Annotated in this window: 1 protein-coding gene; it reads left to right on the forward strand. The window is 60.9% G+C overall.

Annotation, left to right across the window (positions count from 1 at the left end; genetic code table 11):
• Positions 1 to 793, forward strand: a 793-nt coding sequence (locus A3730_RS12935) for a DUF932 domain-containing protein (RefSeq protein WP_063538195.1), incomplete at both ends; no start/stop codon positions are given.

Below are 793 nucleotides of genomic sequence, written 5' to 3' on the forward strand. Positions count from 1 at the left end.
CTTTATCAGTAGCGAGGCAGGCACTCTCGGGCAGATCTCATCCTTCCCGGATCAGAAAGTGCTGTTCCGCTCCGACAATCAGGAGCCCCTGTCAGTAGTGAGTAACCGCTTCAAGGTGGTTCAACCCCGTGAGGTACTGGAGTTCTACCGCGATCTCACTGAACAATCCGGCTTCGAGCTGGAGACTGCAGGGGTGCTTAAAGGGGGCCGCAAGCTGTGGGCGCTGGCCCGCACCGGGCAAACGGGTTCCTTGGCAGGCAATGACCAGACCAACGGCTATGTGCTGCTGGCCACTGCCTGTGACGGCACCCTTGCCACCACTGCCCAGTTCACCAGCATCCGGGTGGTGTGCAATAACACCCTGGCGGTAGCCCTCAATGGCGCCGGCCAGGCGGTGAAGGTCCGCCACAACACCACCTTCGATGCCCAAGCCGTCAAGAAGCAGCTGGGGATCTCCGTCTCCGCCTGGGATGACTTCATGTATCACTTGAAGGCCCTGAGCGAACGTCGGATCACCCGCAAGACCGCCGAGAGGGTCATGCGCTCGGTCTTCACCGATGTGAACTACTCATCGGGTGACATGCTGGTGAAGCCCAACGAACAGGCCATGAAGAAGGCCATGTCTCTTTATGACGGGGCCGGTCGCGGCGCGGAGTTGCCGTCTGCCAAGAGCACGGCCTATGGCTTGCTCAATGCAGTAACCGAGTTCGTGGACCACGAACGCCGCGCCCGCAGCACCGACAACCGGCTGGATTCCGCCTGGTTCGGCAAGGGCGCTCAGATCAAGCAACGC

The organism is Alcanivorax sp. HI0044 (assembly GCF_001634945.1).